This window comes from Synechococcus sp. R50.1, assembly GCF_047462115.1.
In the GTDB taxonomy this organism is placed as follows: Bacteria; Cyanobacteriota; Cyanobacteriia; order Thermostichales; family Thermostichaceae; genus Thermostichus.
On the sequence record NZ_JANSIN010000006.1, the window covers coordinates 83,866 to 91,338 of the forward strand.

The 7,473-nt window shown below is 62.2% G+C and carries 5 protein-coding genes and 1 pseudogene; 2 read left to right on the forward strand and 4 right to left on the reverse strand.

The genetic code is table 11. The annotated features are described in order from the left end of the window. The first annotated feature begins 86 nt into the window (after window positions 1-86). Window positions 87-1,643: a methionine--tRNA ligase gene (gene metG, locus NW870_RS03190; RefSeq protein ID WP_414373868.1), complete on the forward strand. Its 1,557-nt coding sequence runs from the start codon at window positions 87-89 to the stop codon at window positions 1,641-1,643. Here the strand turns inward: metG and NW870_RS03195 are convergent. The 4 genes from NW870_RS03195 to NW870_RS03210 all read right to left on the reverse strand — a co-directional run bounded on the left by NW870_RS03195 (window position 1,640) and on the right by NW870_RS03210 (window position 6,587). Continuing rightward, the gene (locus NW870_RS03195; protein ID WP_414373870.1) at window positions 1,640-2,188 is read right to left on the reverse strand and encodes a hypothetical protein; all 549 of its coding nucleotides are present in this window, start codon (window positions 2,186-2,188) and stop codon (window positions 1,640-1,642) included. The genes metG and NW870_RS03195 overlap by 4 nt on opposite strands. Next, entirely contained in the window at window positions 2,185-2,556 is a 372-nt protein-coding gene (locus NW870_RS03200) for a YtxH domain-containing protein (protein WP_011433806.1), read from the reverse strand. The genes NW870_RS03195 and NW870_RS03200 overlap by 4 nt, the downstream gene beginning before the upstream one ends. A 99-nt stretch (window positions 2,557-2,655) precedes the next feature. Continuing rightward, a complete protein-coding gene (gene priA, locus NW870_RS03205; protein WP_414373871.1) occupies window positions 2,656-5,094 on the reverse strand; it encodes a primosomal protein N' in 2,439 nt (812 codons plus the stop codon). An 8-nt stretch (window positions 5,095-5,102) separates the two neighbouring features. Beyond that, window positions 5,103-6,587 (reverse strand): hypothetical protein, encoded by a 1,485-nt coding sequence (locus NW870_RS03210; RefSeq protein ID WP_414373872.1) that lies wholly within the window; start codon window positions 6,585-6,587, stop codon window positions 5,103-5,105. 589 nt (window positions 6,588-7,176) lie between these two features. Between NW870_RS03210 and NW870_RS03215 the strand changes: the two are divergent. After that, window positions 7,177-7,473: pseudogene (locus NW870_RS03215) on the forward strand (hypothetical protein); the annotation flags it as partial.

A 7,473-nucleotide genomic window follows, 5' to 3' on the forward strand; every position in this document is an offset into this window, starting at 1 on the left:
AATGAGCCTCTCCCCACCCACGCTCTGGCTTAGCCTTTTGGACTTTCCGGCAACCTCTATCATGAGAGAAAGCCTTGCGGATGCTCATGCCGGATTCCACCTTTGTCATCACCACCCCCATCTACTACGTCAACGCTGCCCCCCATATTGGCAGCGCCTACACCACCCTGGTGGCGGATGCCATCGCCCGTTACCACCGCCTGCGGGGCAAGGATGTGCTGATGGTGACGGGAACTGACGAGCACGGCCAGAAGATCCAGCGCACCGCCGAAGAGCGCGGCATTCCCCCTCAGCAGCACTGTGACGAGATTGCGGCTCAGTTTGCCCAGCTTTGGCAGTTGCTAGACATCCGCTACGACCGCTTTATCCGCACCACCAACCCTCGCCACAAAGCCATTGTGCGGGAGTTTTTTCAGCGGGTTTGGGATCAGGGGGATATTTTCGTTGGGCGGCAGCAGGGGTGGTACTGCGTTGCCTGCGAAGAGTTTAAAGACGAGGCGGAGCTGCTAGAAGGTGGGTTTTGCCCTCTGCACCCCACCAAGAAAGTGGAGTGGAAAGATGAAGAAAACTACTTTTTTCGCCTCTCCCGCTACCAGGAAAAGCTGGAAGCCCTCTATGCCGAGCAGCCGGAGTTTATCCAACCAGAAAGCCGCCGCAATGAGGTGATTAACTTTGTCAAGCAGGGCCTGCGGGACTTTTCCATCTCTCGCCCTAGTGTCTCCTGGGGGATCCCCTTCCCGGCAGATCCCGGCCAAACCCTTTATGTTTGGTTTGATGCCCTCATCAACTACATCAGTGCTGCTTTGGATCCTGACGACGAGCCCACCTTGGCAAATGCCCTACGCCGCTACTGGCCTGCGGATGTCCACCTGGTGGGCAAGGATATTGTCCGCTTTCATGCCATCTACTGGCCGGCTATGCTCATGTCGGCCGGTCTGCCTCTGCCCAAACAAATCTTTGGCCACGGCTTTCTCACCAAAGATGGCCTCAAGATGAGCAAAAGCTTGGGGAACACGGTGGATCCCTTTGAGCTGGTGCAGCAATACGGCGCCGATGCCGTGCGCTACTACTTTCTGACGGAAATCGAGCTGGGCAAGGATGGCGATTTTAGCGAGGGCCGCTTTATTGACGTGCTCAACGCCGATCTGGCCAACGATCTGGGCAATCTGCTCAACCGCACCCTCACCATGCTCAAGAAATATCAACCGGACTACCGCATTCCCGCAGTTGGGATCCCGGCTGACCACCCTCTCAAAACCTTGGCCGAGACCCTTGCCCCTCTGGTGGCCGCGGCCTACGAGGGGATGGATCCCGGCTCTGCCGCCCGCAAGGCCCTCAGCTTGGCCCAGGCCAGCAACAAATACCTAGATGAGCAGGCCCCTTGGACGCTGCACAAACAAGGGCAGGGGGAACGGGTGGCCCAGATCCTCTATGCCGTTCTGGAAAGCGTGCGCTGGGTGGCAGTGCTGCTCTCGCCCCTCATTCCCGCTCTCAGCCTCAAGATCCTGCAGCAACTGGGGTTCTCCCTCACCGACATCACGCAACTGCGCTGGGATCCGGATGCTACCTGGGGTCAGCTTCCCCCTGGGCAAGAACCCCAGCCCCCCACGCCCGTCTTTCAGAGAATCCTGAGGAGCGCCTAAGAATTGGCAGGATCCGGTCGGGAAGATTGGGCATCGGGCTGGGATCCCTCTGGCGTGGATCTGTCGGCAAAAGGGCGAACATCCCCCAGGGGAATGGTTGAGGAAGCGACGGGGAAAGCACGGTTGGACGGGTCGGATGGGCGCAGCCGCGGGTTATGAATCGCGCCAGCAGGGGGGGGCACTTCGCCGGACAGCGTCTGCCAAGCTGCCCGTACCCCTGCCCAAAGGCTGCGGATATTGACCTGGGCGCCACGGGCTTGGGTGCGTGCTCCTTCGATGGAGCGGTTGACCTGCTTCACCACCTGCCCGGCCCCTTTCACCCCTTCGTCGAGGCTGTCAGCAATCTCGCTCACTTCCAGGCTGGTCAGGCGCAGGGCTTCCAGTGTGGGCGGCAATTCCCGCAGCAGGGTATCGAAAAAGCGTTCTACACTTTGAGCGGCTCGACCCAGTTGAATGACGGCAGGTAGTAGGGTCAGGATCACCGCCAAAATGCCCACTGCCACCAGGCCTACCGAGAGGCCGAGCCAAAAGACCGGGTCGTTCATCCCGCCGCCTCCTCCCCATCCCGAGCTTCTAGGTCAGCTTCTTCCCCGCCAAAGGGACGCGAGTTCTGGGCTTGGAGCAGCTCCCTTCGCTTCTGCAACATGGCTTCTTTGCCCACCGCCACTGCCTGCTGCAGCCGCAGCAGAGCCTCATCCAAACTGCGTTGGGCAGCGTCGAACAACTTTTCCGATTGATATTGCAGACTGCTGGTCACATCTTCTGCCACCTCTGGCAGGGCCTCTGCCGATTTCTTCAGCAGTCGCCGCGTCTCCCGTCCGCTGCGGGGAGCCAAGAGCAGGCCAATGGCGGTGCCCACAGCAGTTCCCAGCAACAGCCCACCAATAAACGCGCCAGTCCGGTTTTCAGCCATGCTTTGCCAGAGTTGAGTTGGATACGGGTGGCCCCGAAACCAGACTACCTTAAGATCTCGCGGGATCGGCGGGCTTGCCGCGCGCCGGGTCAACTGTTCCTAGAGAATCCGCAGGGGATCCACATCTATGCTGACGCGGATCCCTTGGGGGAGATGGCCAATGGCGGCCTGAATCTGGGCAGCCAGCTTCGGGCGATCCCAATCTTGGTCGGGCAGTTGCTTCAGCAGGATCTGCCAGCGGTAGCGTCCGGCAACCCGCTCCACCTGAGCTGGCCCCGGCCCCAACACCTCTGCCGGGATCCCCTGTAGGCGTTCGGCCACCCGATGGCAATAACGCTCCAGGGCTTCCAGGCGGGTGCTGCTCAAGCGGATCAAAATCAAAGCTCGGTGGGGAGGATAGCCCCCCTCTCGCCGTTGTTGCAGTTCTGCCTGCAAGAAGCCCTCGTAATTTTGGGCCAGTACCGCCCTCAAAATCGGGTGCTCCGGCAGATAGGTCTGGATAATCGCCTGTCCTGGCAGGGATCCCCGGCCCGAGCGCCCTGCCACCTGGGTGAGCAGTTGAAAGCTGCGCTCGCCGGCGCGATAGTCGGCTTGGTGCAACAGCCCATCGGCGGCCATCACGCCCACCAAGGTTACCTGGGGTATGTCCAGCCCTTTGGTGAGCATTTGCGTGCCCACCAACACCTGGGCCTTGCCGCTGCGAAACTGCTCCAGCAACTCTCGATGGGATCCTTTGCGGCGGGTGGCGTCGCTGTCGTAGCGCAAAATCGAGAGCTGGGGCCAATGCTGGTGCAGCACTTCCACCACTTTTTGGGTGCCGGTGCCGAAGTGCTTCAGGTAGGGGGATCCACAGGCGGGGCAGCGCTGCGGATGGGGTTGGCGGGCGCCGCAGTAGTGGCAGCGCAGTTCCTGCCCGCCGAGATGGGCCAGATGAAAGGTGAGAGAAACATCACAATGCTCGCAGGTGAGGACAAACCCGCAGCTCCGGCACAAGACGAAGGTGCTGTGGCCGCGGCGGGGGACAAAGAGAATGGCCTGTTCCCCTCTGTCCAGCGTCTGCTGCAGGGCCTGGTGTAGACGGCGGCTGAGGATGCTGCGGTTGCCGGCTTGGAGCTCCTGGCGCATGTCCACCAGCTCCAGTTGGGGCAGGGTGGCCGGGATCCCAGCTTGGGGGATGCGCTGCGGCAGGGCCAGCCGGATCCACCGCTGCGGATCCTGCAGATGGGCGGCATAGGTTTCCACCGCTGGGGTTGCACTGCCCAGGACCAGGGGACAACCGGCCAGCTCGGCCCGCCACTCGGCCACCTGACGGGCGTGGTAGCAGGGCTGGGGCTGATCCTGCTTGAAGCTGTCGTCGTGCTCTTCGTCCAAGACGATCAGGCCCAGCTTGGACAAGGGGGCAAACACCGCCGAGCGGGTGCCGATCACCACTTGGGGGGTGGAGGACAGCATCTGCCGCCAGGTGTCGTAGCGCTCGCCTTCCGAGAGGCCGCTGTGGTAGGCCCACACCTGGGATCCCAGCCGCGCCCGAAACCGATCCATCAGTTGCGGGGTAAGGCCGATCTCGGGCACCAGCACCAGCGCCGACCGTCCTTGCTGCAGCACCTGGGCGATCACCTGCAGGTACACTTCCGTTTTCCCAGAACCGGTGACCCCGTGCAGTAAAAACCGCTGGAACCGGCCCAAAGCTTGCCGGATCGCCTCTACCGCCTGGGCCTGGGCGGCCGTCAAGGGCCTGGGCGGATCCCGCCACCCCGGCAGGCTGGCATCTCCCAGCCGCAGCAGTGGGCGCTCGTAGAGGTGGACACGGCCTTTGCGGGCCAACCCCTGCAGAACCGCTCGGCTCACTCCTGCCAGGCGCTCCCACTCGGCGAGCAGCAGCTCTCCCCCCTTCTGCTTGAGGATCTGCAGCGCCTTCTGCTGAGGGAGGCTCAGCCCCTCTGGGGAGTCGTCGGCCAGACTGGCGGCCAGCTGGGTTTTCACCCTGCCCCCCTGTTGCTCCTGCCAAAAGCTCTCCACCCAACCCCGTCGCTGCAGTTCCCGCAGGGCGAGGGCGGCAGTGGGCACCTGCTGTTGCACATAGCGCCAAGACAGCTCTCCCCCTTTGGCCTGAAGCAGCTGCAGCAGGGTTTGGGCAGCCGGCGAACATTCCTCCCCTTCGGCAGGGAGCCTGAGCAAGCGGACACGCCGCTGAGAACGGCTGAGCAAGCCGGGGGGCAATACCGTGCGCACCACCTGGGCCAGAGGGGTGAGGTAATAGTCGGCCACCCGCTGCAGCAGGGGCCAGAATTCTTTGGGCAGGATCCCTTTGGCCACCACCGCCTCGATCTCCCGCACCGACTGCGGATCCACCCCTGCCGGCAGCTCGGAGCGCCAACCCAAGGCCACTGCCCCCGCCATTTGCTGACCAAAGGGTACGCTGAGCAGGTCGCCCGCTTCTGGCGCGGATCCCTCTGGCACACGATAGGTAAAGCAACCCCCCAAATGGGGATGATCCACCCACACTTCCAGCCAGCGGGGAGGCACAGGCTGCAACACGGGATCCCTCACGGACGGGGCAGAAACCTCGGCAGATCGACCGCCCGCTTGCTGGCCCGAGCCGGCAGAGGCTGAACTGTGGACTTTGGCTTAGCAGCAGGGGTTGGAGACAGAGGCTGGCCCAGGGACTCTGTTCGCGTGAGTGTGCCGGAGGCATTGGACTCCACCCCGCCGGCCCGAGGTGGGACATCCAAGCCTTTGCGCTCCAAAGCCGCCTTCAAGCTCAGCACATGCATCTGCTGCTGCTCATATTTTTCTCGGAGAGAGCGGTTTTCTTCCCACAGGGCAGCACGCTCCCCTTGCAGGGCTTTGATCTGCTCTGCTTGCTTCTCCAGTTGCGTGGACAAGGTTGCAATTTCTTCTTGCAGATGGAGAATGGTTGCCTGCGCAGAGCGCAACTGTGGCTGCCAGTCGGGTTGGGCGGCCAACTGCTCCAAGGCAGCTTGCAACTGCTGCTCCAAGGCGGAGAGATGCTGCTGGGCTTGGGCATACTGTTCCTGGAGATGGCGGTGCTCTTGCTGCCAACGGGCAACTTCTGCTTGGGCTTGGGAGAGGGCCACTTGCAGCGCTTCGGCCTGGGCTTGCCACTGCTGTTGAAGCTGCTGCTGCTCCCGGGATCCCTGGCGCAGATGCTCCTGCTGAGCTTGCAAAGCCGCCAATTGAGCTTGGGCTTCGGCCAGGGCTGCTTCTAGCTCTTGCCGTTGTTCCCGCCAGCGCTGCTCGGCCTCGGCTTCCGTCTCGGCATAGCCCGCCAAACGGGCCTCGAGGTGTTCCCGTTGCTCCTGCCAGGCTGCCTGTTGGTCGCTGTACAAAGCCCGCAGGCTGCTCAGCTCCGCCTGAGTTTCGGCAATTTGAGTGCGGGCCAGAGAAAGCTCTGCCTTAAAGCGTTGCAGCATTTCCACCCGCTTTTCCGCCACATCCTGGGCTTCCAGCAGAGAGGCCTGCAGCTCCTGCTGGCGCTGTTCCCATTGACGGCGCTCCTGAGCGTGGGCCAAGCGTAGCTGCTCAATCTGCTCCTGCAGGGCCTCGATATCTTGCCGCTGCCGTTCATTTAGGCGTTGCCGAGCCGCCAGTTGAGCTTCCTGCTCCGAGATCTGCACTTTCTGATCCGCCAAAGCCTGCTGCAACTGTTGCAAGAGGTGCTCCCGCTCCTGCAGCGCCTTTTCTTGTTCGGCCACCTTCTGGCGCAAAGCGCGACATTCCGCTTCCAGGCCAGCATCGGCAGGGGGTTGGGCCTTCCGTTGCAAAAGCTCTGTTTGCTGCTGCTGGCAGGACTGCAATTCCGCCTGAGCCAGTTGACTGCGCAGAGCTTGAACCTCGGCTTCGGCTTTGAGCAGACGGTTCTCCAATTCCTGGCGCTGCCTCAGGGCCAAATGGTGCTCCGTGTTGGGATCCGGTTCCGTTCGCGCAAGTGGGACAGAGTCCTTGGCTGACCAGCCCGCTTGGGCCTCTGGAAGGATGGGATCCGAGTCACCTGAAGAGGGAGCACGCATAGATTGAAGGAGAGATGAAGAAGCGGGAGCAAATGATAAAGTTCCCTGCAGTATAGAGAGATTTTTGGGCGGGTTCAAGCCAGAAGGGTGATCTTGTAAAATCTCCTGCTGCTCCGCACGGCGCGGAGTGCTATCGGCCTGTTTTGGCCGCGCTCTTGCTTCTGAGGTTCCCAAATCCCCGGACTGGGCAGAAGGGCTTGGCTTACTTTTTTTCGGCCGCGAGGCCCGATCCCGACCGGAAGAGGTCTCCCCTTGCTTGGGCGTGCTCTGAGAGTCTGCCACCTTGCCCCCTTTCATCGCCCACAACACCCACCCCCGCCATCACGGACAGATGGCCCCACCATTCTAAACTGAGTCTAAATCTAAATCGACTCGGTCTCAATCCAAGCGTCTCTGCTGAGTGTAGAGGAGTCCCGCCCGTGCTCGGAGCTCCTGGCAGACGCAGGTCGGCCTCATCGTTGCAGGGGCAAATGCGAGGACTCGCTTCCACTGGCCCGAACAGGGCGGCCAGAGAGCCTGTGGAAAACCGTCTTATCTTTGTCCTTTCTTTTGCGATACTGCTAGGGGTGATGTTGAGAATGACAGCACGATGGCGATGCAAAATGGAGCCAGGGATCCGCTTCAACTTCCTCAACGGCAGACAAACTCGGCGGGATCCCAGTTGTGCCTTGCCTGTTCTGCTCCCTGTGGCCTACTGTTGAGCCTGCTCTGGGTTGTCCCTGCTCTTGCTCAGCCGGAATCTCCCAGCTCTGCTGCCTTTGCTCTGCCCAACAGCCGCGAAATCCTCCGGGGGGGGGGGGGGGGGGGCGCGCGGGGGGGGGGGGGCCCGGGCCGGCGCCCCCCGCCACCCGACGCCACCCCCCCCAGCGGCGGCGACGAGCGCGCC

Bases quoted from the DNA above. Each gene is read 5' to 3' on its own strand.
- NW870_RS03200 (WP_011433806.1), bottom strand. From the start codon at position 2,556: ATGGCTGAAAACCGGACTGGCGCGTTTATTGGTGGGCTGTTGCTGGGA.
- NW870_RS03210 (WP_414373872.1), bottom strand. From the start codon at position 6,587: ATGCGTGCTCCCTCTTCAGGTGACTCGGATCCCATCCTTCCAGAGGCC.
- NW870_RS03195 (WP_414373870.1), bottom strand. From the start codon at position 2,188: ATGAACGACCCGGTCTTTTGGCTCGGCCTCTCGGTAGGCCTGGTGGCA.
- metG (WP_414373868.1), top strand. From the start codon at position 87: ATGCCGGATTCCACCTTTGTCATCACCACCCCCATCTACTACGTCAAC.